Source organism: Micromonospora sp. NPDC020750 (genome assembly GCF_044334565.1).
Lineage (GTDB): Bacteria > Actinomycetota > Actinomycetes > Mycobacteriales > Micromonosporaceae > Micromonospora.
Map to the genome: position 1 here is coordinate 57,725 of NZ_JBIRTH010000014.1, position 26,678 is coordinate 84,402.

At 73.9% G+C, this 26,678-nt stretch carries 23 protein-coding genes and 2 pseudogenes; 11 read left to right on the plus strand and 14 right to left on the minus strand.

Going from position 1 to position 26,678, the window contains the following annotated elements:
- Positions 1-95: 95 nt before the first annotated feature.
- On the minus strand, positions 96-1,202 hold the full coding sequence (locus ACH4T9_RS29935) for an SPFH domain-containing protein (RefSeq protein ID WP_396674621.1): 1,107 nt from the start codon (positions 1,200-1,202) through the stop codon (positions 96-98).
- Positions 1,203-1,207: 5 nt separating this feature from the next.
- Complete coding sequence (locus ACH4T9_RS29940) at positions 1,208-1,681, minus strand: NfeD family protein (protein WP_396674623.1); 474 nt, start codon at positions 1,679-1,681, stop codon at positions 1,208-1,210.
- A gap of 113 nt (positions 1,682-1,794) precedes the next feature.
- Here ACH4T9_RS29940 and ACH4T9_RS29945 point away from each other — a divergent pair, with 113 nt between their 5' ends.
- Positions 1,795-3,111, plus strand: coding sequence for a serine hydrolase domain-containing protein (locus tag ACH4T9_RS29945; RefSeq protein WP_396674625.1), 1,317 nt, complete (start codon positions 1,795-1,797; stop codon positions 3,109-3,111).
- A gap of 167 nt (positions 3,112-3,278) precedes the next feature.
- Here the strand turns inward: ACH4T9_RS29945 and ACH4T9_RS29950 are convergent, their stop codons facing one another.
- The gene (locus ACH4T9_RS29950; RefSeq protein ID WP_396674627.1) at positions 3,279-4,094 is read right to left on the minus strand and encodes a DUF3097 domain-containing protein; all 816 of its coding nucleotides are present in this window, start codon (positions 4,092-4,094) and stop codon (positions 3,279-3,281) included.
- Positions 4,095-4,280: 186 nt separating this feature from the next.
- On the opposite strand from ACH4T9_RS29950, the gene ACH4T9_RS29955 reads away from it, so the two are divergent.
- Positions 4,281-5,075, plus strand: coding sequence for a hypothetical protein (locus tag ACH4T9_RS29955; protein WP_396674629.1), 795 nt, complete (start codon positions 4,281-4,283; stop codon positions 5,073-5,075).
- An 81-nt stretch (positions 5,076-5,156) separates the two neighbouring features.
- On the opposite strand, the gene ACH4T9_RS29960 is transcribed toward ACH4T9_RS29955, so the two are convergent.
- From ACH4T9_RS29960 to ACH4T9_RS29990, 7 genes are all read right to left on the minus strand, one after another.
- Positions 5,157-5,936: an HAD-IIA family hydrolase gene (locus ACH4T9_RS29960; protein ID WP_396674631.1), complete on the minus strand. Its 780-nt coding sequence runs from the start codon at positions 5,934-5,936 to the stop codon at positions 5,157-5,159.
- 69 nt (positions 5,937-6,005) lie between these two features.
- The gene (locus tag ACH4T9_RS29965) at positions 6,006-7,037 is read right to left on the minus strand and encodes a ferrochelatase (RefSeq protein ID WP_396674633.1); all 1,032 of its coding nucleotides are present in this window, start codon (positions 7,035-7,037) and stop codon (positions 6,006-6,008) included.
- 98 nt (positions 7,038-7,135) lie between these two features.
- Entirely contained in the window at positions 7,136-7,903 is a 768-nt protein-coding gene (gene fabI / locus ACH4T9_RS29970; protein WP_396674635.1) for an enoyl-ACP reductase FabI, read from the minus strand.
- A 38-nt stretch (positions 7,904-7,941) separates the two neighbouring features.
- Positions 7,942-8,646, minus strand: coding sequence for a 3-oxoacyl-ACP reductase FabG (gene fabG / locus ACH4T9_RS29975; RefSeq protein ID WP_396674637.1), 705 nt, complete (start codon positions 8,644-8,646; stop codon positions 7,942-7,944).
- Positions 8,647-9,218: 572 nt separating this feature from the next.
- The gene (locus tag ACH4T9_RS29980) at positions 9,219-10,169 is read right to left on the minus strand and encodes a VWA domain-containing protein (protein ID WP_396674639.1); all 951 of its coding nucleotides are present in this window, start codon (positions 10,167-10,169) and stop codon (positions 9,219-9,221) included.
- Positions 10,166-11,188, minus strand: a complete 1,023-nt coding sequence (locus ACH4T9_RS29985) for a DUF58 domain-containing protein (RefSeq protein WP_396674641.1) — start codon at positions 11,186-11,188, stop codon at positions 10,166-10,168. The genes ACH4T9_RS29980 and ACH4T9_RS29985 overlap by 4 nt, the downstream gene beginning before the upstream one ends.
- A complete protein-coding gene (locus ACH4T9_RS29990) occupies positions 11,167-12,282 on the minus strand; it encodes an AAA family ATPase (protein WP_396674643.1) in 1,116 nt (371 codons plus the stop codon). The genes ACH4T9_RS29985 and ACH4T9_RS29990 overlap by 22 nt, the downstream gene beginning before the upstream one ends.
- 238 nt (positions 12,283-12,520) lie before the next feature.
- Between ACH4T9_RS29990 and ACH4T9_RS29995 the strand changes: the two genes are divergently transcribed.
- The 3 genes from ACH4T9_RS29995 to ACH4T9_RS30005 all read left to right on the plus strand — a co-directional run bounded on the left by ACH4T9_RS29995 (position 12,521) and on the right by ACH4T9_RS30005 (position 14,842).
- A complete protein-coding gene (locus ACH4T9_RS29995; protein WP_396674645.1) occupies positions 12,521-12,751 on the plus strand; it encodes a hypothetical protein in 231 nt (76 codons plus the stop codon).
- A 22-nt stretch (positions 12,752-12,773) separates the two neighbouring features.
- Positions 12,774-13,355: a PH domain-containing protein gene (locus tag ACH4T9_RS30000; RefSeq protein WP_396674647.1), complete on the plus strand. Its 582-nt coding sequence runs from the start codon at positions 12,774-12,776 to the stop codon at positions 13,353-13,355.
- Between the two features lie 104 nt (positions 13,356-13,459).
- Positions 13,460-14,842: a PH domain-containing protein gene (locus ACH4T9_RS30005; RefSeq protein WP_396674671.1), complete on the plus strand. Its 1,383-nt coding sequence runs from the start codon at positions 13,460-13,462 to the stop codon at positions 14,840-14,842.
- 138 nt (positions 14,843-14,980) lie between these two features.
- Here ACH4T9_RS30005 and ACH4T9_RS30010 read toward each other — a convergent pair whose 3' ends face one another.
- On the minus strand, positions 14,981-16,057 hold the full coding sequence (locus tag ACH4T9_RS30010; RefSeq protein ID WP_396674649.1) for a phosphatase PAP2 family protein: 1,077 nt from the start codon (positions 16,055-16,057) through the stop codon (positions 14,981-14,983).
- A 60-nt stretch (positions 16,058-16,117) separates the two neighbouring features.
- Here ACH4T9_RS30010 and ACH4T9_RS30015 point away from each other — a divergent pair.
- Both ACH4T9_RS30015 and ACH4T9_RS30020 read left to right on the plus strand, forming a co-directional pair.
- Positions 16,118-16,507, plus strand: a pseudogene (locus tag ACH4T9_RS30015) (thioesterase family protein); the annotation flags it as partial.
- A gap of 92 nt (positions 16,508-16,599) precedes the next feature.
- Positions 16,600-17,430: an MBL fold metallo-hydrolase gene (locus tag ACH4T9_RS30020; protein ID WP_396674651.1), complete on the plus strand. Its 831-nt coding sequence runs from the start codon at positions 16,600-16,602 to the stop codon at positions 17,428-17,430.
- A 10-nt stretch (positions 17,431-17,440) separates the two neighbouring features.
- Here the strand turns inward: ACH4T9_RS30020 and ACH4T9_RS30025 are convergent, their stop codons facing one another.
- Entirely contained in the window at positions 17,441-17,887 is a 447-nt protein-coding gene (locus ACH4T9_RS30025) for a MarR family winged helix-turn-helix transcriptional regulator (protein ID WP_396674653.1), read from the minus strand.
- A 175-nt stretch (positions 17,888-18,062) separates the two neighbouring features.
- On the opposite strand from ACH4T9_RS30025, the gene ACH4T9_RS30030 reads away from it, so the two are divergent.
- Positions 18,063-19,295, plus strand: coding sequence for a multidrug effflux MFS transporter (locus ACH4T9_RS30030; protein ID WP_396674673.1), 1,233 nt, complete (start codon positions 18,063-18,065; stop codon positions 19,293-19,295).
- 71 nt (positions 19,296-19,366) lie between these two features.
- Here the strand turns inward: ACH4T9_RS30030 and ACH4T9_RS30035 are convergent, their stop codons facing one another.
- On the minus strand, positions 19,367-20,302 hold the full coding sequence (locus tag ACH4T9_RS30035; protein ID WP_396674655.1) for a PfkB family carbohydrate kinase: 936 nt from the start codon (positions 20,300-20,302) through the stop codon (positions 19,367-19,369).
- A gap of 406 nt (positions 20,303-20,708) precedes the next feature.
- On the opposite strand from ACH4T9_RS30035, the gene ACH4T9_RS30040 reads away from it, so the two are divergent.
- Entirely contained in the window at positions 20,709-21,839 is a 1,131-nt protein-coding gene (locus ACH4T9_RS30040) for a lytic polysaccharide monooxygenase (RefSeq protein ID WP_396674657.1), read from the plus strand.
- Between the two features lie 60 nt (positions 21,840-21,899).
- On the opposite strand, the gene asnB is transcribed toward ACH4T9_RS30040, so the two are convergent.
- Positions 21,900-23,861, minus strand: coding sequence for an asparagine synthase (glutamine-hydrolyzing) (gene asnB, locus ACH4T9_RS30045; protein WP_396674659.1), 1,962 nt, complete (start codon positions 23,859-23,861; stop codon positions 21,900-21,902).
- Positions 23,862-23,972: 111 nt separating this feature from the next.
- On the opposite strand from asnB, the gene ACH4T9_RS30050 reads away from it, so the two are divergent.
- Together ACH4T9_RS30050 and ACH4T9_RS30055 are read left to right on the plus strand one after the other, a co-directional pair.
- On the plus strand, positions 23,973-25,454 hold the full coding sequence (locus ACH4T9_RS30050) for an aminopeptidase P family protein (protein ID WP_396674661.1): 1,482 nt from the start codon (positions 23,973-23,975) through the stop codon (positions 25,452-25,454).
- A gap of 293 nt (positions 25,455-25,747) precedes the next feature.
- A pseudogene (locus tag ACH4T9_RS30055) lies at positions 25,748-26,678 on the plus strand (hypothetical protein); the annotation flags it as partial.

Below are 26,678 nucleotides of genomic sequence, written 5' to 3' on the forward strand. Positions count from 1 at the left end.
TGGTCACCACCCGTCCTTCGGACCGATCGTGTCAGGTGCCGGAGCGCCGCATGAGGGTTATTCGCATTCCGCCCCGGACCCCGCCCGGGTAGTCGTCAGCCCCGCTCGCGCTGGTCGGCCGGGTCGTTCAGCAGGCTCCCCGGGGACACCGGCTCGGGGGCCGGCAGCCCCTGCGGACCGTGGCCGCCGGTGGCCTGCGCCTCGGCGACGCGTACCTCGTCGTGGATCTGCTGGGCGGCGGCGGCCGCGGCCTGGGCGGCCTCGGCGGCCTCCCGCTCGACGGCGCTCGCGTGGCCGGCCGCCTCGGGCGCGGGCTGGTCGCCGACCATCTGGCTCAGCCCGCCCAGCGCGCCGCCCATTCCCTCCAGGGCCTTGGTCAGCTCGGCCGGGACGATCCAGACCTTGTTGGCCGTGCCGTTGGCGATCTGCGGCAGCGCCTGGAGGTACTGGTAGGCGAGCACCTTCTGGCTCGGGTTGGCCTGGTGGATCGCGTCGAAGACCGTCCGGATGGCCTTCGCCTGGCCCTCGGCCTGGAGGATCCGGGCCTGCCGGTCACCGTCGGCCCGCAGCACCGCGGACTGCTTGTCACCCTCGGCGGTGAGGATCTGCGACTGCTTGTGGCCCTCGGCGGTCAGGATCGCCGCCCGGCGGTCCCGCTCGGCGCGCATCTGCTTCTCCATCGAGTCACGGATACTGGCCGGCGGCTCGATGGCCTTGATCTCCACCCGGGTGACCTTGATGCCCCACCGGCCGGTGGTCTCGTCCAGCACGCCCGAGAGGTGCCGGTTGATCTCCTCCCGGCTGGTCAGCGCCCGCTCCAGGTCCAGCGAGCCGATCACGTTACGCAGGGTGGTGACGGTGAGCTGCTCGATGGCCTGGAGGAAGTTCGAGATCTCGTACGTCGCCCGGGCCGCGTCGATGACCTTGAAGTAGAGCACCGTGTCGATCGACACCACCAGGTTGTCCGAGGTGATCACCGGCTGCGGCGGGAAGCTGACCACCTGCTCCCGCATGTCGACCTTGGTGCGGACCGCGTCGACGAACGGGACCAGCAGGTTCAGGCCCGGGTTCAAGGTGCGCTTGTACTTGCCGAGCCGCTCGACCACGTCCTGGCGCTGCTGCGGCACGATCCGCACCGCCTTGACCAGGGTCACCATGACGATCAACGCCACGGCGACCAACAGCACCGTCACAAATTCCATGCCTTTCACCCTCTCGCTTCGGGCAGCTCACCCGAGGTGGAAACGTCGTCATCCCATACCAGGACCGTCGCGCCCTGGACCTTGATCACCCGCACCCGCCGACCGGGGACGAAGCTCTGCGTCGCGTCGAACGACCGGGCGCTCCACAGCTCCCCGTCGATCTTGACGAGGCCCTGGTCGGCGTCGACCCGCTCCAGCACCAGGGCGGTGGCCCCCTCGATCGCCTCCACCCCGAACGGCTGCTCGCCGCTCTCCTCGGCGGAGCGGGCGTGCCGGCGGATCGCCGGCCGGGCCACCGCCACGGTGAGCGCCGAGACCACCGCGAACACCAGCGCCTGGACGGCGGTCGGCGCGCCCAGGGCCGCGGCCCCGGCGGCGGCGAACGCGCCGACCGAGAACATGATCAGGAACAGCGTCGTCGTGAAGATCTCGGCGACCGCCAACACCACACCCAGTACGACCCAGAACACCGCGTCCACCACCCAAGAGTGACACGTCGGAGCACGCGCAGCCCCTCGACAAGATCAGTAAGCTCGGCGGGGAGCCATTTCGGGAGGACGTCGACAGCCGTCCCGCGAGCCGTGGAGGAGCCATGTCACTGCCATCCGAGACCGTCCGAGAGGTCGACGCCGCAGTCGCCCGGGCACAGTCCGCCGGGCGTACCCCGTCGCTCGTGCTCGGCGTGGTGCGCGACGGTGAGTTGGCCCACGTCGCCGCAGCCGGGGAGCATCCCCGCCCGGATTCCGACCGGCAGTACCGACTCGGCTCGATCACCAAGACGATGACCGCGGTGCTGGTCATGCAGCAGCGCGACGCCGGGACGCTGGCCCTGGACGACCCCCTCGACGCGCACCTGCCCGGCACCGGCGTCGGCGCGCTCACCCTGCGCCAGCTCCTCGGCCACGCCAGCGGCCTCCAGCGCGAGCCCGACGGCCCCTGGTGGGAACGGGTCGAGGTCGGCGACCTGGCGTCCGTGCTGGCCGGGGTCGGCGAACACAAGATCGCCTACCCGCCGCACCGGGCCTACCACTACTCCAACCTGGCGTACGGGCTGCTCGGCGGGGTGCTGGAGGCGGTCACCGGGACGGGCTGGTTCGACCTGCTCCGGGAGCGCATCCTGGAGCCGCTGGGCATGACCCGCACCACGTACCAGGCCACCGAGCCGTTCGCCCGGGGGTACGTGGTGCACCCGTGGCACGACACGCTGCGGGAGGAGCCGCGCACCGACACCGGGGCGATGGCCCCCGCCGGGCAGCTCTGGTCGACGATCACCGACCTCGGCCGCTGGGCCGCGTTCCTGGCCGACCCCGATCCGGCCGTCCTCGCCCCGACGACGCTCACCGAGATGTGCGCGCCGGTGGTGATCAGCGACCTCGACTCGTGGACCGGCGGGCACGGCCTCGGCATCGAGCTGCACCGGGTAGGCGACCGGGTGTACGTCGGCCACGGCGGGTCGATGCCCGGGTACGTCGCCGGGCTGGCCGTGCACCGCCCCACCCGCACCGCCGTGGTGGGCTTCGCCAACTCGTACGGCCTGCGGGTCGGCCACGTCGGCGGCCTCGGCCGGGAGGCGCTGACCACCGTACTGGACGCGCTGCCGGACCCGGTCGAGCCGTGGCGCCCGGCCGACGCCCCGCCCCCGGCCGAACTGGCCGAGCTGACCGGCCGCTGGTGGTGGATGGGCGCGGAGGTCGAGTTCAGCGCCGACGCCGCCACCGGCGAGCTGCGGGCCGGCCCGGTCGGCAGCCCAATCATGCGGTTCACCCGGGAGGGCCCGGACCGCTGGCGGGGCATCTCCGGCCCGCAGGACGGCGAGATCCTCACCGTGCTCCGCGATGCCGAGGCCCACCCCACCGCCCTGGACGTGGCCACCTTCGTCCTGACCCGCACCCCCGACGAAGAACCCTGACCCCCACCCGATCCCGGTGCCGGTGCCCGGTGCCGGTGCCCGGTGCCGGCAAATTCACGGAAAGCGTGGCCATTCGCCGAGGAATGGCCACGCTTTCCGTGAATTTGCGCGGCCGGGGCGCGGCCGGGGCGCGGCGGGGAGTGGGTGGGGGGTTAGGGGGCGGGGGGTTAGGGGGTGGGGGCGGTTACGAAGTCGATGAGTCGTTCCATGGCGTTGATCAGCGGGGTCTCCACGTCGGCGAAGCTGTCCACCCGGGACAGGATGTGGCGCCACATGTCGGCCGGTTCCGCCACCCCGAGGGCCGCGCAGACCCCCTCCTTCCACGGCCGCCCCGGCGGCACCACCGGCCACGCCGCGATGCCCAGCGCGGCCGGCTTGACGGCCTGCCACACGTCGACGTAGGGATGGCCGGTGACCAGCACGTGCGGGGAGTTCACCCGGGCCACGATCCGGCTCTCCTTCGAGCCGGGCACCAGATGGTCGACCAGCACGCCGAGCCGCCGGGAGGGGCCGGGGGCGAAGTCGCGCACCTGCGCGGAAAGCTCGTCGATGCCGTCCAGCGGCTCCACCACCACGCCCTCGACACGCAGGTCGTCGCCCCAGATCCGCTCGACGAGGGCGGCGTCGTGCACGCCCTCGACCCAGATCCGGCTGGCCTTCGCCACCTGCGCCCGCACGCCGTCGACCGCGATCGAGCCGGACGCGGTACGTCGGCGGGCCGCAGGCACGGGCGCGCGGGCCGGGCGGCGCAGCGTGACCTGCCGGCCGTCGAGCAGGAACGCCGCCGGCAACAGCGGGAAGTTACGCCGCCGGCCGTGCCGGTCCTCCAGCACCACCGCCCCGGACTCGAAGCCGACCACCGCGCCGCAGAACCCGGAGTCGGCGTCCTCGACCACGAGATCGGGTTCCGCGTCCACCTCGGGGGTCGTCTTCCGCCGCCGCCAGTCCCCCGCCAACACGTCCTCGCCGTACCGCCCCACCATCCCGCCACGCTAACCCCCGCCCCACCCCGGGGGCGCGTCAGCCGCGCCGATCATTGAGTCGAAGCATCTCCGCAAAAGGCGCACGAACGGAATATCCGGTCACCATGAGTCCATGGTCGACGCTAACCGGAGCGGGGCACGCGGCAGTCGAGACAGGGGCGGCGCACACCACGTACCCTCTCTTGCATGTCCTCCCCCGCAGCGGGCGCAGTCACCCTCGCGCCCCGCCGGTCGAGCCGGTTCGTTGCCTGGGTGCGCGCGTGGCGCGCCGGCCTCGTGCCGTACGACGAGGTCGCCGAGGAGATCGCCGGCGACGAGGAGCACCTCGTCTCGGACGCCCCCGGCACCTGGACCGACGTCCCACTACGGGACGCGCTGCCCACCCTGGCGAAGCTCTCCCCGGACGAGATCCGCCTGGTGCTGCCCGCGCCCGGCGATCCTCGGGGGCTGCCCGGGCCGGGCGACTTCGCGGGCACCGCGCTGGTCACCGGCGAGGCGGTGGTGGCCGGCGGGATCGGGCTGATCCCGCAGGTACGCACGCACACCTCCGGGTCCGGGATGACCTTCGAGACGGTGCTCTGGCGCTGCTACCCGCTGCCCGCCGACGCCCCGGCCGCCTCGCTGGCCTCGCCCGGCGCCGCCGAGGCGGAGGCGGAACTGGCCAGCGCGCTAGCCGAGACCACCGCGGCGCTGACCCGGCTCGACGTGGCCCAGTGGCGGCCCGAGCTGGCCGGCGCACTGGCCGCGCTGCGCCGCCCCGACGGGACCACCGACCTGCCACCGGGCTTCGACCCCCGGGCGCGGCGGCTGTTCGCCCGCGCCGCCGTGCTGGACCGGGTGCTGGCGCTGGCCGGGCACAGCGCGCTGGGCGGCGCGATCAACAACTACGAGGCCCAGCAGCGCGACGCCGCGCTGCGCCCGCTCACCACCGCCTGCCGGCAGGCCCTCGTCGCCGCCTGCAACGCCCCGCTGCGCCCCTGACCCCCGCCGGCCCTCAGCGCCCTGGCACCCGCCTGGTCCGACCCCTGGCCAGGTCGGCCACCGCGTTGACGACCGTCGGGGTCAGATGTCGTCCATCAGGTCGGCCACCGAGTTGACGATCCGCGACGGGCGGTACGGGTACCGCTCGGCCTCGGCCCGGGTGCTGATCCCGGTCAGCACCAGGATCGTCTCCAGCCCGGCCTCCAGGCCGCACAGCACGTCGGTGTCCATCCGGTCGCCGATCATGGCGGTCGTCTCGGAGTGCGCGTCGATGGTGTTCAGCGCCGAGCGCATCATCATCGGGTTGGGCTTGCCGACGAAGTACGGCGCCACCCCCGTCGCCTTCGAGATCATCGCCGCGACCGAACCGGCGGCCGGCAGCGCGCCCTCGACCGACGGGCCGGTGACGTCGGGGTTGGTGCAGATGAACCGCGCCCCCTCGTTGATCAGCCGGACCGCCTTGGTGATCGCCTCGAAGCTGTACGTCCGGGTCTCCCCCAGCACCACGTAGTCGGGGGCGAAATCGGTGAGCACGTAGCCGACCGCGTGCAGCGCCGTGGTCAGCCCGGCCTCCCCGATCGCGTACGCGGTGCCGCCCGGCCGCTGGTCGGCCAGGAACTGGGCGGTGGCCAGCGCCGCCGTCCAGATGGCGTGCTCGGGCACCTCGAAGCCCATCCGGGTCAGCCGGGCCCGCAGGTCGCGCGGGGTGTAGATGGAGTTGTTGGTCAGCACCAGGAACGGCTTGCTGGAGGAGCGGAGCTTGTTGATGAACTCCGGCGCGCCGGGTACGGGCTGGCCCTCGTGCACCAGCACGCCGTCCATGTCGGTCAGCCAGCTCTGCACCGGCTTACGTTCGTGCATTCGTCGTCCCAGGGGATGTCGGGGCGGGGCCGTCGGACGGTGACCCGCACGGGTGTCGGAGGCGGCGGGTCAGGGCCGGCGGGTCGGCACGCAGCACACCGTCGGGCAGGTGTCCCACAGCGGCAGCTCGCCGAGGCGACGGCGCAGCCGCTCCCCGCCCGGCTCGGTGCGCTCGGCGACCAGTTCGCGCGCCATGGCCACGAAACGCGGGTCGGTGCCCGGGGTGCCGGCCCGGACGAAGTCCAGCCCGAGCTGTCTGGCCGTCTCCGCCGCCTCGGTGTCGAGGTCCCACACCACCTCCAGGTGGTCGGAGACGAACCCGATCGGGCTGACCACCACGGCGGTGGTGGTGCCGGCCTCGGCGAGGGCGGCCAGGTGGTCGTTGACGTCCGGCTCCAGCCACGGCACCTGGGGCGGGCCGGAGCGGCTCTGCCACACCAGGTCGTACGGCAGGTCGGGCGCGGCGGCGGCGTGCACCAGCCGGGCCACCTCCGCGAGTTGGGCGGTGTACCGGCCGCCGTGCGGGCCGGCGTTCGTGGCCGCCGAGATGGGGACGGAGTGGGCGGTGAAGACCAGCCGGGTGGTGGCCCGCTTCGCCGGGTCGAGCCGGCCCAGCGCCGCCCTGACCGCGTCGGCGTGCGGCTCGACGAAGCCCGGATGGTCCCAGAACTGGCGCAGCTTCTCGATCACCGGGGCGGCCGGGCCAACGGCAGCGCGGGCCTTCGCGATGTCCTCCTGGTACTGGCGGCAGGAGGAGTAGCCGCCGTACGCGCTGGTCACGAGCGCCAGTGCGTTGGTGACCCCGTCGTCGCGCATCCGGGCCACGGTGTCGGCGAGCATCGGGTCCCAGTTCCGGTTGCCCCAGTAGACCGGCAGGTCGACGCCGTGGGCGGCGAAGTCCGCCCGGATGGCGGCGAGCAGGTCGCGGCACTGCTGGTTGATCGGGGAGACCCCGCCGAAGTGTTGGTAGTGCTCGACGACCTCCGCCAGCCGCTCCGGGGGCACGCCCCGCCCCCGGGTCACGTTCTGGAGGAAGGGCAGCACGTCCTCGGGCCGCTCCGGGCCGCCGAAGGAGACCAGCACCAACGCGTCGTACGCCATGGGCCTATTCTTCCCCGCCCTCGTCGGCGGCCGGGCGACGCCCCCTGGTCCGGGGTGTGGAGGTGCGGGCCCCCGCGCCGGCGGGCCCGCCCGCGACGTCAGGCGCCGATGGCGTGGTAGCCGCCGTCGACGTGGACGATCTCGCCGGTGGTGGCCGGGAACCAGTCCGACATCAGCGCCAGGCAGGCCCGGGCGGCCGGCTCCTGGTCGGTGAGGCTCCAGCCCAGCGGGGCGCGCTCGGCCCAGGCGTCCTCGAACTGCTCGAAGCCGGGGATCGACTTCGCCGCGATGGTGCGCAGCGGGCCGGCGGCGACCAGGTTGCTGCGGATGCCCTGCTTGCCCAGGTGCATCGCGAGGTAGCGGGAGGTGGACTCCAGCCCGGCCTTGGCCACGCCCATCCAGTCGTAGACCGGCCACGCCTTGGTGGCGTCGAAGGTCAGCCCGACCACCGCGCCGCCCGGCTGCATCAGCGGCAGCGCCGCCATGGCCAGGGACTTGTAGGAGTACGTCGAGACGTGCAGCGCGGTGGCCACGTCCTCCCACGGCGCGTCGAGGAATCCGCCGCCGAGGCAGCTCTGCGGAGCGAAGCCGATCGAGTGCACCACCCCGTCGAGGCCGTCGACGTGCTCCCGGACCTTGTCGGCCAGGCCGGCGAGGTGCTCGGCGTTGGCCACGTCCAGCTCGATCACCGGGGCCGGCTCGGGCAGCCGCCTGGCGATCCGCTCGACCAGGGAGAGCCGGCCGTAGCCGGTGAGCACGACCTGCGCGCCGTTCTCCTGGGCGAGCTTCGCCACGGAGAAGGCGATCGAGGCGTCGGTGATGACGCCGGTGACCAGCAGCCGCTTACCGGCCAGCAGTCCGGACATGTCGGGGTTCCTCCGTTGAGTCGGTGCGATGAGCAGCGTCAGTGGCCCATGCCCAGGCCGCCGTCGACCGGGATCACGGCGCCGGAGATGTAGCCGGCGGCGTCCGAGGCCAGCCAGGCGACCACCGCGGCGACCTCGTCGGGGGTGGCGAACCGGCCGGCGGGGATGGACTTGAGGTACGCGGTCCGGCGGTCCTCGGGCAGCGCGGCGGTCATGTCGGTGTCGATGAAGCCGGGTGCGACGACGTTGGCGGTGATGTTGCGTCCGCCCAGCTCCCGGGTGATCGAGCGGGCCACGCCGACCATGCCGGCTTTGCTCGCCGCGTAGTTGACCTGACCAGGGCCGCCGTACAGGCCGACGACCGAGGAGATGAAGATCATCCGGCCCCACTTGGCCCGGAGCATCTTCGTCGAGGCGCGCTTGGCGCAGCGGAACGCGCCGGTGAGGTTGGTGTCCACCACCCGGGTGAACTGCTCCTCCGACATCCGCATGATCAGGGTGTCGTCGGTGATGCCGGCGTTGGCCACCAGCACCTCGACGGGGCCCAGCTCGGCCTCGATGGTGCCGAAGGCCGCGTCGACGGAGGCGGAGTCGGTCACGTCGCACCGCACCCCGAACAGCCCCTCGGGTGCGTCGCCACTACGGTGCGTCACCGCCACCCGGTCGCCCTGCTTGGCGAAGGCCTGCGCGATGGCCAGGCCGATCCCCCGGTTGCCGCCGGTCACCAGCACGGTTCGGGCCACGGGTCCCCCCTCTGCTCCGCTGATCCACGTCGGTGGGGAGCCTAGGCGTTACCGACAGGTAAGCGCTAACGGCGGGGCGCGTCGCCCGCCCCTGGCGCCACCCGGGGACCGCCGGGCGAGTGCGGGCGGGCGCCCGGGTGTACGATCATCAGCGTTCCGGACCAGGCCGACCGCAGGAGGTGATCGCTGTGCGAGATAGCGATCCTCCCAGTCGTGGCCGGGCCGATCGTCAGCCCCGCTGAGCCACGACTCAGCAGGTGAGCTGACCCAGCTCCGCTCCCCGCCGCCCGCCCCCGCCCACCGGCGAGGGGGGCCGCGCCGCGTCGTCCGATGAGGACGGCGCCGGGAGCCCCCGGTCACGACTTCGTGTGCGCGTCCTGCCTACCCCTGCGGTCCCGCGACAGCGCGGACCGTCGAGCCGCCACCGGAGCCTTCCCATGAGCCGTTACGTCGCCCCGCTGGGCTTCACCCTCGCCGCCGTCTGGGTGGCCGTCGTCTTCGTCCTCACCTCCGCCGGCCACTGACCGCCCGCCCCACGCCGACCTCCACGGGTCGACGCGGGCCGGGGTCGGTCAGATCAGGCGGGAGGACCACAGGAGACTCGTGGCACCCGCGCAGAGGGCCAGCAGCAGCGCGATCCCGGCGTACCACGCGGTGATCTCGCGGGGCTCGGTGCGGAACCCGATCGAGCTGCCCATGTCCTGGTAGACCTGCTTGAGTTCGCTGACCGAGGCCGCCTCGTAGAAGTACCCGTCGGTGGTCTCCGCCAGGTCGGCCAGCGCCAGTCGGTCCACCGGCACCCGCTGGAGCTGCCCGCCGATGTCGACCTGGCCGGCGTCGGTGCCGAAGGCGATGGTGGAGACCGGCACGTTGGCCGCCTGGGCGGCGGCGGCGGCCTCCTCCACCGACCGCCCGGAGGTGCGGAAGCCGTCGGAGAGCAGCACGATCCGGGCCGGCGGGATGCCCGCCGCGCCGTCGGCCGGCACCGACCGGATCGCCTCCAGGCAGGTGAACACCGCCTCGCCGGTCGCCGTCGCCTCCGCCAGCACCAGCCCGTCGATCGCGCTGGTCACCGCGCCCCGGTCCTTGCCGGGCGGCACCAGCACGTTCGCCGACTTGGCGAACGAGACCAGGCCGAGGTTGTAGCTCTCCGGCAGTTCGCCGACGAACTGCTTGGCCGCCTCCTGGGCGGCCTCCAGCCGGTTCGGCGGCACGTCGTCGGCCTGCATGGACAGCGAAACGTCGATGGCCAGCATGACGGTGGCCCGCTCCAGCGGCTCCCTGGTGTCGATCGCCGGCCGGGCCAGGGCGGTGGACAACACCAGCAGGCAGAGCAGGAACGCCACCGCCGGCACGTGCCGCCGCCAGCCCAGCCCCTTCGGTGCCAGGGTGCGCAGCAGGTCCACGTTGGTGAACCGCATCGCGTACGCCCGGCGGTGCAGCTGCCGCCACACGTACAGCGCGGCGAGGGCGAGCACCGGCAGCACGGCCAGCAGCCACCACGGTTGCAGAAAACGGATCATCGTGTCGTCCCCCGGGTGCGGGCGTGCCGCTGAGCGGCGACGAAGCGCACCATGTCGAGCAGCCAGTCGGTGTCGGTCCGCAGTCGCAGGTGGGCCGCTCCGGCGGCGCGGAGCTGGGCGGAGATCTCCGCGCGCTGGGCGGTGGCGGCCTCGGCGTACCGGCGGCGCAGCCGCGGGTCGGCGGTCTGCACCTCGTGCAGCTCCCCGGTTTCCGGGTCGACCACCGGCAGCACCCCCACGTCGGGCAGCTCCAGCTCGCGCGGGTCGACCACCTCGATCGCCAGCACGTCGTGCCGGACCCGCAGCTTACGCATCGGCCGCACCCACTGCGGCGGCGGCGCGAGGAAGTCGGAGATGACCACCGCGACCCCCCGTCGGCGGGGCGGCCGGTTCAGCATGTCGACCAGCGCGCCCAGGTCGCTGCGCCCGGGCCGGATCTCGGTGCCGGCGATCGCCCGCAGCAGACCCTGCGCCTCCTTCCGCCCGGACCGGGCGGGCAGCCGGACCAGCCGGCCGGGGCCGGGCGGCGGCGTGCCCCGACGGCGTCCGGCCGGGGCTGCCGGCGCGGCGCCGCTGCCGACCACCGCCCCGATCCGGTTGCCGCCGCGCACGGTCAGGTGGGTCAGCGCGGCGGCGGCGGCCACCACCACGTCCCGCTTCAGCCATCGACCGGTGCCGAAGTCCAGGCTCGCGGACAGGTCCACCGCGAGCCACGTCTCCAGCTCCCGGTCGGCGACCGTGCGCCGCACGTGCGGCGTCGTCGTGCGCGCGGTCACCGGCCAGTCCATCCGGCGTACGTCGTCGCCCGGGCGGTACTCGCGCGACTCCCCCGCCTCGCTGCCGGGGCCGGGCAGCAGTCCGGCGTAGTCGCCCTGGAGCAGGCCGTCGAGCTTGCGGGTGACCATCAGCTGGAGCCGGAACAGCAGCGCGTCGCTGCGGGGGGCGGCGGGTGAGGGCGACCACCGCGTACCCCCGCTGGGGGTGGGGGTGGGTGAGGTCACGGCCGCTGCCCGGGCCACCCGGCGGCGGCCGGCGGCGGGCCGTTCGGGGTGGCCTGCTGGCGCGGGGCCACCGACGGCAGCGGGATGGTCGACATCACCCGGTGCACCACGTGGTCGGCCGGCACGTCGTCGGCGAGCGCGTCGTAGCTGAGCACCAGCCGGTGACGCAGGATGTCCGGCGCGATGTCCTGCACGTCCTGCGGGAGGGCGTAGTCCCGGCCACGCAGCAGCGCCAGCGCCCGGGCGGCCCGGACCAGTCCGAGCGAGGCGCGCGGACTGGCGCCGTACTGGATCAGTTGCGCGACGTCGGGCATGCCGTGCTCGGCGGGGGCGCGGGTGGCCAGCACCAGCCGAACCGCGTAGTCGACCAGCGCGTTGTGCACGAAGACCTGGTCGGCCTTGCGCTGCAGGGCGATCAGGTCCTCGGTGTCGAAGACCCGCGTCGACTGCGGCGGGGTCACCCCCATCCGGTACACGATCTCCCGCTCCTCGGCGTCGGTCGGATACCCGACGACGATCTTCATCAGGAAGCGGTCCCGCTGCGCCTCCGGAAGCGGGTAGACGCCCTCCTGCTCGATCGGGTTCTGGGTGGCCATCACGAGGAACGGGTCCGGCACCCGGTGGGTCTGGCCGCCGATGGACACCTGCCGCTCGCCCATCACCTCCAGCAGGGCCGACTGCACCTTTGCCGGGGCCCGGTTGATCTCGTCGGCGAGCAGGAAGTTGACGAAGACCGGGCCCAGCTCGACGTCGAACTTCTCGCTGGACTGCCGGTAGATCCGGGTGCCCATGATGTCGGCGGGGACCAGGTCCGGGGTGAACTGCACCCGGGCGAAGGATCCGCCGACCACCTTGGCGAGGGTCTCCACGGCGAGGGTCTTCGCCACCCCGGGCACCCCCTCCAGCAGGCAGTGCCCCCGGGCGAGCAGCGCCACGAACATCCGCTCGACCATCCGGTCCTGGCCGACGATCACCCGCTTGATCTCGAACAGCGCGCGCTCCAGCAGCGTCGCGTCCTGGGCGGGGGTGGTCGGCGGCGGCGCCGACGTCGGGGGGATGTCCGGCGCGCTGCCGTTCGGCGTCGGGGTGTCGGGCGTGGTCGGCTGGGCCACCGGTCCTCCACAGCATGATCGATTGTCGCGGCGTGGTGCGTGTCAAGACTCGCATGCCCGGCTGAGTGCCGAGGCGGGGAGAAGCCGTTTTCCGCCACGCCGTCCCACCGTCCCGAATCGCCGGTCACGGGTTTACACCAGAGGGCCCGGCGTGTGTACCATTCACCCCGTCGCCGGGCGGCTCCCCCCGTGGCCGCCCGGCGCTCAGCCTTCTCGTCGCGCGCCTAGACTGGCCCGGATGAGCCTCCCCCTCCCCGCCGACGCGGCACCGATCTGCTCGGCCCGAGGCTGTCGCGCGCCCGCCGAGTGGGCGCTGCGCTGGAACAATCCCCGCCTGCACACCGCCGACCGGCGCAAAACCTGGCTCGCCTGCGCCGACCACCGGTCCTCACTCGGCGACTTCCTCGACGCACGCGGCTTCCTTCGGGAGGTCACGCCGCTCGCCGGATCGCCTACGCTCGACTGGTGAACGCGCAGAGCGGACCCTCCCGGTGACCGGCGACCCCGTCGGCGGCCCACCCGCCGTCCCACCCGGCCCGCACCCCGCGCCACCGCCGGCCCCGGCCTGGTCGGCGCCGTTTCCGCCGGGCCCGCTGGAGCCGTGGCCGGACACCGTGCGGTGGCAGCCGGTGTCCGGCGACCTGATCTGGGTGGAGCTGCTGCGGCTGGCGGCGCTGCTCGGGGTGCTGCTGCTGGGTCTCGCCGTCGGTTGGGCGTTGAGCGGGCACTGGCTGTTCGGCGCCGCGCTCGGCGCGGTCGTGCTGGCCGGCGCGTGGCGGGTCGTCACCATCGTGCGCGCGGTGCACGCCTGGGGGTACGCCGAGCGCGAGAACGACCTGCTGGTGCGACACGGGCTGCTGGTCCGCCGGCTGTCCATCGTGCCGTACTCGCGAATGCAGTTCGTCGACGTCAGCGCCGGCCCACTGGAGCGAGCCTTCGACCTGGCCACGGTGCAGCTGCACACCGCCGCCGCGGCCAGCGACGCCCGGGTGCCGGGGCTGCGCCCGGCGGAGGCGTCCCGGCTGCGCGACCGGCTCACCGCGCTCGGCGAGGACCGCGCGGAGGGCCTGTGAGCCAGGGCCAGCACAACACCGACCCCGCCGGCGCCCCCCACCCCCCGCAGTTCCCGACCCCCGCGCCCACCGTGCCGCCCACCGGCCCCCCGTACGGGCCCGAGGTGGCCGTCGCCCCGCCCGGCGGGCCGGGGCAGCAGCTCCCTGACCAGCGGGCCGGGGGCGGGGAGCCCCGGCAGCGGTTGCACCCGCTGAGTCCCGCGCTGCACGGGGCCAAGTCGCTGGTCGTGGTCATCGCCGGGCTGTCCTGGTCGACCCTGTCCCGGGTCGGCTTCGGCTGGTTCGCGGCGATGGTGGCCGTGCTGGCCCTCGGCGCGACCGTGCTCGCGGTGGTCAGCTGGTACAACACCGGCTACCACGTGGTCGGCCGCGAGCTGCGGGTGTACGAGGGCCTGCTCTGGCGGCGTACCCGGGCCATCCCGCTGGAGCGCCTCCAGGCCGTCGAGGTGGTCCGCCCGCTGCTCGCCCAGCTCACCGGCCTGGCCGAGCTGCGGCTGGAGGTGGTCGGTGGCGGGAAGACCGAGGCGCCGCTGGCGTACCTGGGGGTGGCCGAGGCCGCCGCCCTGCGGCAGCGGCTGCTCGCGCTCGCCGGTACCGGGGCCGCCCCCGGCCCCCAGCCGGCGACCACAGCGACGGACGGACCGGGGGTGGAGCACACGGCCTCGCCGGTCCCGCCGGGGCGGGCGCTGCACGACGTGTCGAACCGGGACCTGCTGGTCAGCCAGCTACTCACCCCGCAGGCGTTCCTGCTCCCCCTCGGCGTGGCCTTCGTCGTGGCCCAGTTCCTCTCCGAGGACTCCTGGTCGTTCATCGCGGTGGCGAGCACGCTCACCGCGATGGCCGGCGTGCTGCTGCAACCGGTACGCCGCGTCCTCGACGACTGGAACTTCCGGCTGGCCCGGGACGAGGGCACCCTGCGGATTCGCAACGGCCTGCTGGAAACCCGGGCGCAGACCGTGCCGCTGAGCCGGGTACAGACTGTCGGGGTCACCTGGCCACTGCTCTGGCGCGCCAAGGGCTGGCTTCGGCTGCGGCTGGAGGTGGCCGGTTACGCGGCCGGCGAACCGGACGACCGCAACCGGCCCGACCGGCTGCTGCCGGTGGGCGACGCGCACACCGGGGAACGGATCGTGACGGAGGTGCTGCCGGGGGTGCGGCTGAGCGGGCTGGCGACGAGCCTCCCGCCGGCCCGGGCCCGGTGGCTGCGCCCGCTGAGCCGCCGGGCCGTCGGCGCCGGGCTCGACGAACGGGTCTTCGCCGCCCGGTCCGGGCTGATCACCCGGCAGCTCACCGTCGTGCCGTACGCGCGGATCCAGAGCGTGCGGGTGACCCAGGGCCCGGCCCAGCGGCGGCTGCGGCTGGCGACCGTGCACGCGGACACCGCAGGCGGCGCGGGTGCCGCCGCCCTCGACCGCGACCTCGCCGAGGCGTGGTGGCTGGCGGCGGAGCTGACCGCGCGGGCGCACGCCGCCCGCAACCCCGGCTGAGCCGGCCCACCGCGCGGGCGGGACACCGGTCGCGAAGGCGGTCGCGAAGGCGGTCGCGAAGGCGGTCGCGAAGGCAGCCCGCGCAGAGTCCTCAGCGCGGGCGGGACACCGGTCGCGGCGGCAGCCCGCGCAGAGTCCTCAGCGCGCGGCCGGGACCGCCGGCGGATCGCCTGCGGCGGCGGGACCGACCGGCTCGGGCCCCCCGTCGCCCGGCTCCGGACCACCCGGCCCCCCGTCGGCCGGCTCCGACGCGACCGGTGCCCGGCGCGACCGGCGGGCCGCCCACCAGCGCTCGGCCAGGCCGACCACGAGGAAGGTCATCCCCACGTACGCCCAGCCGACCAGCACGTCGATGACGTAGTGCTCGCCGGAGTAGACCAGGGTGAAGGTCATCGCCAACGGGTACGCCAGTAGCAGCGGCCACCACCGGCGGCGGGTCGCCCCCAGGAAGAACAGCACCACGAACAGTGCCCACGCGGTGTGCAGCGACGGCATCGCGGCCACCGGGTTGGAGGCGATCTGCCCGGCGTTGAGCAGGTTGCCCGCGCCGTGCATGCCGAACGCCTTCCAGCCCCGGGTGGAGATCCGGGCCACCTCGGTGAGCAGGCCGTTCTGCGCCGCCCACCAGGGCGGGGCGGCCGGGTAGAGGAAGTACGTGACCAGCCCGGCCGCGCAGAGGAACCCGAAGCGCCGCATGTACGCGGCCCACCGGCGCCGGTTCCGCATCCAGAGCACCGCGGCGGCGGCGAGGGTCACCACGAAGTGGGAGAAGTAGACCCAACTGGCGAGCACGTCCCACCAGCGCACCTCGGGCCGGTAGAAGTGCTCCTGCAACCAGACGGTCGGCACCTCGCCGCCGGTCGCCCAGCCGAACATGAACCGGTCGGCGACGATCAACTCCATCGCGTGCGGGGTGGCGCCGTTGTCGGCGAACCCCCGGGACAGGTTGTAGGCCGCGAGGAGCAGCACCACCGGCACCCAGTCCCGGGCGAACAGCAGGTGGGTGCGCCACGGGCGGTGCGAGTTCCAGGCGACGGTGGCCGCCCAGATCCAGAGGAACGCGTACGCCGGGTCGGTGGGCAGGCCGATGCCGAGCCAGCCGGCCACGAAGGCGACGGCCCAGATCGACATGGCGATCACCCGGCGGCGACCGCCGGCGGGCGGTCCGGGCGGTCCGGCGGGGGCGGGGGTCTGTGGGTCAGTCACGACGGCCATCGCCGTCCAGGTTAACGGCGGCACCGCGACCCGCCGACGGCGACCACCTAGGGTGGGCGCATGCAGGAGCAGTCGGAGCAATCCTTCGCGCCGGGCCTGTCGGCCCGGGTCGAGCTGACCGTGACCGACGCCGACACCGCGCGGGCCCTCGGCTCCGGCGACGTGCCGGTGCTGGGCACCCCCCGGGTGCTCGCCCTGGTCGAGGCGGCCACGGTCGCGGCCACCGCCGACGGCATGCCGCCGGGCCGGACCACGGTCGGGCTCCGGGTCGAGCTGGACCACCTGGCCCCCACCCCGGTCGGCCGCACGGTGGCGGCGCACGCCCGGCTCGCCACGGTAGACGGGCGACGGCTGCGGTTCGAGGTCAGCGTCACCGACGGCGCGGAGACGGTCGCCCGAGGGCTGGTGGACCGGGTGCTGGTCGACCGGCAGCGCTTCGTCGAGCGGGCCGGCGGAACCCGGCCCGGCTCTCCGGCAGGAGGGGGGCCCGCCGACGCGCCGGCCGGCGGTCGCCCCGGTGACCGCGCGGCGGCGGCCAGGTCGTGACGCTGCGGTTCGTCGAGGTCGCCGACGGGGTGCACGTGCTGCGGGAGCCGCTGCTCGACGTCAACGTCACGCTGGTCGTCGGCGACGGCGCGGCGCTGGTGGTGGACACCCTCTCCACCGCCGGGCAGGCCACCGAGCTGGCCGCCGCAGCCCGCGCGGTCACCCCGCACCCATGGACGGTGGTGAACACCCACCACCACTTCGACCACTGTTTCGGCAACGCCACGCTCGCCGCCGACCCGGCCCGCCCGGTGTACGCGCACGAGGTCGCCGCCGCGGCGCTGCGCGAGCGCCCCGACGAGCTGCGCCGGGCGGCGTACGAGGAGATGCGCGGTGAGCGGCCGGGGCTGGCCGCCGAGCTGGCCGGCACGGCGCTGCTGGCCCCGACGCATGTCGTCCGCCGGGAGACGGTGCTGGACGTCGGGGGCCGGCGGGTGCTGCTGCGCCATCCGGGGCACGGGCACACCGACGCCGACCTGATGGTGCACGTGCCGGACGCGGACGTGCTGGTCGCCGGGGACCTCGTCGAGCAGGGCGGGCCGCCGGCGTTCGAGGAGTCGTACCCGTTGCGGTGGCCGGACGCGGTGGCCGAGCTGCTGCGGCTGACCACCCCGGGCACGGTCGTCGTGCCGGGGCACGGCGAACTGGTCGACCCGGAGTTCGTCCGGGCCCAGCACGGCGAACTGGTCGAGCTGGCCCGGCTGATCCGGGCCGGCCACACCGGGGGCGCCCCGCCGGAGCGGGTGGCCGCCGAGGCGCCCTTCGGTGCCCGCGCCGCCCTGCTCGCGGCCCGCCGGGGCTACGCCGAACTCGACGGCACCGGCTGACCCGACCGGGTCAGCCGGCGGGGGTGATGAGGGCGGCCAGGCGGGGCAGGTGGGGCAGGGCCTCCGCCAGGGCCCGGCGGGCGGCCGGGTCGAGGGCGGCGAGGGCGTCGGCGAGCAGCTCGGCCCGGTGCCGCTCGTAGTCGGCCATCCGCTGCCGCGCGGCGTCGGTGAGGCGCAGCAGGACCAGCCGCCGGTCGCCCGGGTCGCGCTCGCGGTGCAGCAGCCCGGCGCCGGCCAGGTCGCCGACCAGGGTGCTCACCGTGTTCGGCGCGGTGCCCAGCCGCCGGGCCGCCTCCTTGACGCTGATGTCCGGGTGGGCGCGGACCACCAGCAGCAACTCCACCTGCGCCTCCGGCAGCGCCGGCCGGTTGGCCCGCCGGACGGTCGATCGGCGCAGCAGCCGGTGCAGCTCCGCCACGGCGGCGCCGAGCCGCGCGGGGGTCTCGTCGGTGGACACGAGTCACCTACTTCACAGCGCAACATCTCTGATTACAGAGCTAAGGTTACCGGATCCGACTTCTTCTGGGGGCCCCGTGGCGCGTGTGGTGCAGTCGACCGGCAGTCCGACGCCGGTCACCGGTCGGCGGGGCTCCGGCGTCCCGGCACCCGGCGGGCGGACCGCGGCACCCGGGGTGCCGCCCCGGCGCGCCGGGGCACCCGTCCCGGGGGCCGGGACCGGGGCCGCCGACCGGGGCACCGGGATCGGGCTGCTGGTGCTACTCGGGGCGCTCACCGCCGTCGGCCCCCTCTCGCTGGACATGTACCTGCCGGCGTTCCCGGCCATGGCCGACGAGTTGGGGGCCAGCCAGGCCCAGATCCAGCTCTCGCTCACCACCTGCCTGATCGGCATGGCCCTCGGCCAGCTCGTCACCGGCCCGCTCAGCGACCGTTGGGGCCGCCGCCGGCCGGTGCTCGTCGGCCTCGTCGGGTACGCGCTGCTGGCCCTGGTCTGCGCGGTCGCCCCGAACGCCGGCACGCTCGCCGCGGCCCGCTTCATGCAGGGCTTCGCCGGCGGGACGGGCGTGGTGGTGGCCCGGGCGATCGTCCGCGACCTGTACGCCGGCCGGGCCGCCGCGAAGTACTTCTCCCGGCTCACCCTGATCTTCGGGGTGGCCCCGGTGGCCGCGCCCGGCGTCGGCAGCCTGGTGCTGCGGTTCGGGTCCTGGCGGGCGGTCTTCGTCACCCTCGCGGTGATCGGCCTGCTGCTCGCCGCCGCGGCGGCCTGGCGGCTGCCCGAGACGCTTCCCGTCGAGCGGCGCAGCACCGGGGGCGTGGCCGGCACCGCCCGGACCATGGGGTCGCTGCTGACCGACCGGGTCTACCTCGGGTACGTGCTGACCCAGGGGCTGGCCTTCGCCGCCCTGTTCGCGTACATCTCCGGCTCGCCGTTCGTCTTCCAGGACGTGTTCGGTGTCTCCAGCGGCACGTTCAGCCTGATCTTCGGCCTCAACGCGCTCGCCCTGGTCGCCGCCGGGCAGGCCAACGCACGGCTGCTCGACCGGTTCAGCCCACGCGTCCTGCTGGTCGCCACCCTGCTGGTCGGTGCCGTGGCCGCCGTGGGCGTGCTGACCGGCGCGGTGGCCGGCAACCTGTGGCCGCTCGCCGTGGCGTTGTTCGTCTTCGTCGGCACGATCGGCATGGTAATGCCCAACAGCACGGCGCTGGCGCTGGACCGGCACGCCAGCCACGCCGGTACGGCCGCCGCGCTGCTGGGGGCGCTCCAGTCGGTGATCGGCGCGCTGGCCGCGCCGCTCGTCGGGCTGGGCGGCGAGGGCAGCGCCGTGCCGATGGCGGCGGTGCTGGCCGCCGCCGCCGCGCTCTCCCTGGCCGCCGTGCTCACCCTGGCCCGGTCCAGGCGGCCGTAGGCAGCCCGGGTCGGGCGGAGCCGGCCGGGTCGGGCCGGAGCCGGTCGGGGTCGGGCCGGAGCCGGCCGGGGTCAGCCGGCGAAGCGGCGTAGCACCTCGGCGCGGCTGGGCATGGCCACCGCGCCGCCCGGGGACTCGCAGACCAGGCCGGCGACCCGCAGCGCGAACGCGACCCGCCGGTGCCAGTCGGCCGGGTCGGTCGGCTCGCCGTCGAGAAGCAGGTCGGCGACGAGCGCCCCCATCACCGAGTCGCCGGCGCCGGTGGCGTCCACCGCACGCACCCTGGGCGCGGGCACGCGTACCGGATCGGCGCCCGCGGCGGCGACCACCGCGCCGGCCGGGCCGAGGGTGACCACCACGGTCGCAGCCCCCAGTTCGCGCAGGTACGCCGCGACCCCCTCGACCGGCTCGCCGGGGTAGAGCAGCTCGGCGTCGGCGGTGCTCAGCTTGACCAGGTGGGCGGACGCGGCGAACTCGGCCACCGTCTCGCGCAGCCCGGCCAGCGCGGCCGGCCCGTCGAGCAGCCGGGGCCGCACGTTCGGGTCGAAGACCCGCAGCCCGGGGGCGATCCCCCAGGCCCGGCGCGCGGCGGCCAGCACCGACGGCTGGAGCAGCACGATCGACCCGCAGTAGACGACGGCGGCGCCCGCGACCAGGTCGGTGTCGAGGTCGTCGGGACCGAGCAGGCCGTAGGAGGGTGGCTCGCCGTAGAACCGGAAGTCGGGCTCGGGACCGGCGAAGGTGGCCACCGCCAGCGCCGTCGGGACGGGGACGGTGGACACCCCGGCCAGGCCGACGCCCGCCCCGGTCAGGAAGTCACGGATCCGCCCGGCCAGGACGTCGTCGCCGAGCGACCCGACGAACTGCACCGCACCGCCGAGCCGGGCGACGGCGACCGCCACGTTCAGCGGCCCGCCGCCGACGGCCTGCCGGTAGACCGGCTCGCCGGCGTACTCGGTGTCGAGCAGGTCGACCAGTGCCTCGCCGAGCACCACCGCGTATCCCATTCCGGTCCCTCCGTCCACGCCGCACGCCGAGCGATCTTGTGGTACCAGGCTGGCACAGTACGCGGGATGACGAGCGCTGAAGCCAGCGTATTGGCTTGGGCAGGTGTGCGAGGCAGGGACCGGGAGGCCGCACCTGCTCCTACTGACACATCGAGCAACAGCTATTGCGCGCCGTCGGCGTCCCGTGGTGGGATGGCGCTTGCCGGGCGGTGCGGGGGCTGCCGTGCCGCCGGCGCCGGGTTCACATCCACGCGAGGGCACCGGTCCGCGAGTCGGGCCGCCGACGGCGCACGTACACCGGCCATCCGCCGGGGCACGTCCGCCGCGACCGCCGTATCCGCGTCGGGCGGCGCCGCCGCCCCGCGTTGCCCGCGGGGCGCCCGCGTCCCGCGAGTGAGGAGAACCCGTGTCCCACCGTTCGCGTACGGCCGCGTTGCTCACCGCGGCCACCACTCTTCTCCTGGGCGCCGTCGCCCTGACGGCGGGGCCCGACCCCGCCGTCGCGCACGGCGCCGCGATGACCCCCGGCAGCCGGACCTACCTGTGCTGGAAGGACGGCCTCAGCCCCACCGGTGAGATCAAGCCGATCAACCCGGCCTGCACGGCGGCGGTCGCCCAGAGCGGGGCGAACTCGCTGTACAACTGGTTCAGCGTGCTGCGCTCCGACGCCGGCGGCCGAACCGTCGGTTTCATCCCCGACGGCAAGCTGTGCAGCGGCGGCAACCCCGGCTACACCGGGTACGACCTGGCCCGCACCGACTGGCCGCTGACCCACCTGACCGCCGGGGCCCGGCACAACTTCAAGTACAGCAACTGGGCCCACCACCCGGGCACCTTCTACTTCTACGTGACGAAGGACAGTTGGAGCCCGACCCGGGCGCTGGCCTGGAGCGACCTGGAGGAGCAGCCCTTCCTCACGGTGACCAACCCGCCGCAGAACGGCGGGGTGGGCACCAACGAGGGGCACTACTACTTCAGCGGCAACCTGCCGTCGAACAAGAGCGGCCGGCACATCATCTACTCACGCTGGGTCCGTTCGGACAGCCAGGAGAACTTCTTCGGCTGCTCCGACGTGGCCTTCGACGGGGGCAACGGCGAGGTCACCGGAGTGGGCAACGGCGGCTCGCCGAGCCCGACCACCCCCGCCCCGACCACCCCGCCGCCGAGCCCGACGACTCCCCCGCCGAGCCCCACCAGCCCGCCGCCGAGCCCGACCACGCCACCGCCGCACAGCGGGGACTGCATGGCGGTCTACAAGGTGGTCGGCGCCTGGTCCGGCGGATTCCAGGGCGAGGTGACGATCATGAACCACGGCGCGACGTCGTTCGCCGGCTGGAAGGCGACGCTGACCTGGCCCAGCGGTCAGACGGTCAACAGCCTGTGGAACGGCTCGTACACCACGTCCGGGTCGACCACCACGGTGACCAACGCGGCCTGGAACGGCACGGTCGCCCCGGAGGGGACGACGTCGTTCGGCTTCCTCGCCAGCAGCCCCGGCGCCAACGCCCTGCCCACGGTGAGCTGCGCCCGGGCGTGACCCCGCCCGGATGAACGGCGGCCCCCTGCCACGCGGCGGCAGGGGGCCGCCCTCACCGGCTCAGCGGACCATGGAGCCGACCACCGGCTTGGTCAGCAGCGCGGACTGGTTGCGCTGGATGCCCGGGTCGAGCGTCTTGGCCACGAAGATCGCGTGCCAGATGCAGAAGATCAGCACCGTCCACACCTTGCGGGAGTGGTCGGCCTCCTCCCGCTTGTGCTCCTCCAGCAGCCGCATCGCGTACGACAGGTCGATCAGCTCGCCCGCGCCGGAGTTGGAGATCACCCAGCGGGCCCACTCGTACATCTCGCCGCGCAGCCACACCCGCGTCGGGGTGGGGAAGCCGAGCTTTCTGCGGTTGACGATGGCCGGGGGCACCACGCCCTGGAGGGCCTGGCGCATGGCGTACTTGGTGGCGTCGGAGCGCGGCGGGAGCTTCAGGTCCACCGGGATCGTGGCTGCCACGTCGAACACCGCCCGGTCCAGGAACGGCACCCGCACCTCCAGCGAGTGCGCCATCGAGATCCGGTCGGCCTTGACCAGGATGTCGCCGCGCAGCCAGGTGTACAGGTCGACGTACTGCATCTTGGTGACGTCGTCGAGCTCGGTGCACTCGGCGTAGATCGGGGCGGTGACGTCGGTGTAGCGCACCGAGGGGTCGTAGCGGCGCATCAGGTGCTGCTTCTCCTCCTCGGTGAACATCCGGGCGTTGCCGTAGTAGCGCTGCTCGATCGGGGTGGTGCCGCGCTCCAGGAAGCTCTTGCCCTTCACCCCCTGCGGGATGGCCTTCGAGACCGCGCGCAGGCCCTTCTGCACCCCGCCGGGCAGGCCGTTGACCGTGCCGAGGGAGAGCGGCTCCCGGTAGATGGTGTACCCGCCGAAGAACTCGTCGGCGCCCTCGCCGGAGAGGACCACGGTGACGTGCTCGGCGGCCTTCTTCGCCACGAAGTACAGCGGCACCAGCGCCGGGTCGGCGACCGGGTCGTCCAGGTGCCAGACGATCTTCGGCAGCGCGTCGATCATGTCCTGCGGCCCGATCTTGGTGGGCATGATGGTCACGTCGAGGTGCTGGGCCGACTCCTGGGCGACGTCGATCTCCGAGTACCCGGGGACGTCGTAGCCGACGGTGAAGGTGAGGATGTGCGGGTTGAACTCCCGGGCCAGGGCGACCACGGCGGTGGAGTCGATGCCGCTGGACAGGAACGAGCCGACCGGCACGTCCGAGCGCATGTGCACCCGGACGCTCTCGCGCAGCGTCTCCCGGATCTCGTGGTAGAGCCGCTGCTCGTCGCTGACCGGGGCCGGCCGGAACACCGGCCGGTACCACCGGCGCACGTCGATCCGGCCACCCGGGGTCCAGGTCAGGTACTCCCCCGAGCCGATCCGGTTGATCCCCCGGTGCAGGGTGCCGGGCTCCGGAACGTACTGGAGGGTCAGGTAGTGGCTCAGGTTCGCCGGGTCGATCCCGGCGTCCCCGGCGTACGCGGACTGCGCGAACGGCAGCAGCGCCTTCTTCTCCGAGGCGAGGTAGAGCCCGTCGGCGGTCTCCAGGTAGTGCAGCGGCTTGATGCCGAAGTAGTCGCGGGCGCCGAACGCGCGGCGCTCCTGCCGGTCCCAGATCACGAACGCGAACATGCCGCGCAGCCGGGTGAGCACCTGCTCGCCCCAGAAGTGGTAGCCGGCGACGATCACCTCGCCGTCGCCGGCGGTGGCGAACTGGGCCCCGTAGGTGCGCACCAGCTCGTCGCGCAGCTCGATGTAGTTGTAGATCTCGCCGTTGAAGGTCAGCAGGTAGCGCCCGCCCGCGTACGGCAGCGGCTCGTGGCTGGACGCCACGTCGATGATCGCGAGCCGCTTGTGCCCGAACACCCCGTCCGCGTACTGGCCGGTCGCGTCGCCGACCACCTCGACACCTGTCTCGTCCGGTCCGCGGTGGTGCAGGCACTCCAACGCCCCCGCGATGTGGTCGCGGTGGGCGGCGGCGTTGCCGTTCGCGCTGAAGAAGGCCAGGAGTCCGCACATGCCGGTCATCTTTCCACGCGGCCGGGACCGGCGTCGCAGGCACCGCAGGCACCCCACATCCGCGCGCGAGGGGTAGCGTCTGGGCCAGCGGCCTGGCGGAGGGAGCGGATCATGAGCGAGAAGCGGGCGGGCGACCAGCCTACGGACGGCACCGAGTCACACGACCCGGACTTCCCGGAGGCGTTCCTGTCGTTCATGCGCCAGGGCTGGCGGGACACGGCCCTTCCGGTCGGCCCCCGGGTGGAGGTGCCCAACCACGCCAAGCGGCGGGCCGCGCTCTCCGCGGCCTTCCCCGGCGAGACGCTGGTGATCCCCACCGGCGGGGAGAAGGTACGCGCCAACGACACCGAGTACCGGTTCCGGCCGGGCAGCGACTTCGCGTACCTGACCGGCGACCACGACCCGGACGGCGTGCTGGTGCTGCGCCCGAACGGCTCGGGGCACGACGCCACCCTGTACACGCGGCCCCGGTCCTCCCGGGAGACCGACGAGTTCTTCCGCAGCCGGCACGGCGAGCTGTGGGTGGGCCGGCGGCACACCCTGGCCGAGAAGTCGACCGAGCTGGGCCTGCCCACCGCCGACCTGACCGAGCTGGACGCGGCGCTGGCCGGGCTGGCGCCGGGGCGTACCCGGGTGCTGCGCGGCTTCGACGCCCGGGTGGACTCGGCCGTGCGCCCGTACGACGGGCCGCGCGAGGAGGGGCAGCCCGCCCGGGACCGGGAGCTGGCGATCGCGATCTCCGAGGCCAAGCTGGTCAAGGACGAGTGGGAGATCGCCCAGCTCCAGGACGCCATCGACGCCACGGTACGGGGTTTCGAGGACGTGGCCCGGGTGCTGCCGGCCGACCGGGCGGTCTCCGAGCGGCTGCTGGAGGGGATCTTCGCGCTGCGCGCCCGGCACGACGGCAACGACGTCGGCTACGGCTCGATCGTCGGGGCCGGTGAGCACGCCACGATCCTGCACTGGGTGCACAACCACGGCGTCACCCGGCCGGGCGAGCTGCTGCTCATGGACATGGGCGTGGAGAACCGCAACCTCTACACCGCCGACGTGACCCGGGTGCTCCCGGTCGACGGCCGGTTCACCCCGCTGCAGCGGCAGGTCTACGACATCGTGTACGCCTCCCAGCAGGCCGGCATCGACCTCATCCGGCCGGGGGTGCAGTTCAAGGACGTCCAGCTGACGTGCATGCGGGTGCTGGCCGAGGGCCTGCACGACCTGGGCCTGCTGCCGGTGAGCGTGGACGAGGCGATGGACGAGAAGTCGACGGTCTACCGCCGGTGGACGCTGCACGGCTTCGGGCACATGCTCGGCATCGACGTGCACGACTGCGCGAACGCCCGCAAGGAGACGTACCGCGACGGTGCGCTCGGCGAGGGCTACGTGCTCACCGTCGAGCCGGGCCTGTACTTCCAGCCGGAGGACGAGCTGGTCCCCGAGGAGCTGCACGGCATCGGCATCCGGATCGAGGACGACGTGCTGGTGACCGCGACCGGCGCGGTCAACCTCTCGGCCGGGTTGCCGCGCCGGGTCGACGAGGTGGAGACGTGGCTGGCCGAGCAGCGCGAGGCGGGTCCGCGCCTGCCTGGCTGATCCTCAGGTACGACCACGGCGGGCTCCGCCGCCGGTACGCGACGTTTCGACCGTCGACGCACCGGTGGCGGGGCCCGCCGCCGTTTCCCCCTGCGGCACCTTCGTGCACAGCATCGCCCGACTGCGGACTCCCGTCCTATCCGAGAACAATGCGGGGTTTTTTCGGATACGTCCTCCTCGTGAGGAACGCTCTCATACGGTGGGGATCAGAAGGCTGCAACCCATTTGTAGCTGGTCGCGCCCCTTCGGGCGGTGCGGCCCCGTCTGGTAGCAGGAAAGGGCGGAAGGTTCTGATGTCCAACGACGAAACGACTCCCGGCGGCGGGGTGCACGCCACCCCGCCGGCGAAACGACGGCGGGCTCTCTGGGTCGCCACCGGCGTTGCCGGCCTGACCGGCGTCGTCGGTCTGGCGGCGCTCGGCGGACTGGCCACCCGCGAAGACAAGTCGGACGACGCGAACCGACTGTCGGATCAGCACTCGGCCACCGCGAAGCAGAACGTCAGCGACGCCGGCCGGGCCGACGAGGAACGCGGCAAGGAGAACGGCGGCCAGGATCCCGGCAAGCAGGGCGACTGGAGCGACGCCGAGTGGTCCGGCCAGGACGACTGGTCGGGCAAGGACCGGGACAAGGGCCGGGACGGTCGGGGTGAGCGTGACGAGGAGGGCCGGGTCCGTGAGGTGCCCTGCGACGACGACGCGCTGGTCGAAGCGGTGGTGCGGGCCAACAACGAACTCGGCGGCACGCTAAAACTCGCCCGGGACTGCAAGTACGAGCTCAGCGACCACGACCGCAAGAACGGCTCCGCCCTACCCACGATCCGCCAACGGATCACCATCAAGGGCGACAAGTCCATCATCAAGCGCGACTCCAGCGACGCCTTCCGCATCTTCACCGTCGGCGAAGGCGGCGAACTCACCCTCAAGGGCGTCACCGTCAAGGACGGCAACGCCGCCCGCGAGAAGAAGAAGGACCAAGAACCCTGGCCCACCACACCCGACAACACCACCCCACCGAAGACCGACACCCCGGCTGCCGGTGAGGCCGCCAAGGCAGAGCCGGCAACCGCACCGGCCGCGCTCGCGCCGGTCGTGCCGGTCGCGCCGGTCGTGCCAGCCGCGCCGGCTGCGCCGGTGGTGCCCGGTGGGTCGGGTGAGTCGGGTGAGGGTTCGACGCCCGGGACCTACGACGAGGACGCCGACGGCGGCGCAATCCTCGTCAAGC